1 protein-coding gene is annotated in these 329 nt (G+C 68.1%); it reads right to left on the reverse strand.

The features are described from left to right. A partial coding sequence (locus tag UK12_RS34460; protein WP_045307166.1) for a carboxyl transferase domain-containing protein occupies window positions 1-221 on the reverse strand: 221 nt, incomplete at its 3' end. Window positions 222-329 lie beyond the last annotated feature (108 nt).

A 329-nucleotide genomic window follows, 5' to 3' on the forward strand; every position in this document is an offset into this window, starting at 1 on the left:
TCCAGCCCGAAACCCGTCGCCCGGTGCCGGCGCAACGGCTCCACCTCACGGAACGAACCCTCGTCCAACAGCAGATCGATCCGCTCACGAGCCGTCAGCGTCCCCTTGGCATGCTGCGCCTCGGTCGCCTTCTCGCTCGGGCCCCGGCGGACCTTCCCCCCAAGAGTGTGCAGCTCGGCCACCCGGCCCTTCGCGGACCCCCCGGTCAGCAAGCTATTCATCAGCAGCCCACCTTAACGTCTGGTCGATTGCAGACCGGACCGACGAACCACACGGGACCCGGCCGCGAGATACGGAACCGACCATAAGGTCGCCCACCTGCAGGCCGC

This window comes from Saccharothrix sp. ST-888 (assembly GCF_000955975.1).
Classification (GTDB): Bacteria; Actinomycetota; Actinomycetes; order Streptomycetales; family Streptomycetaceae; genus Kitasatospora.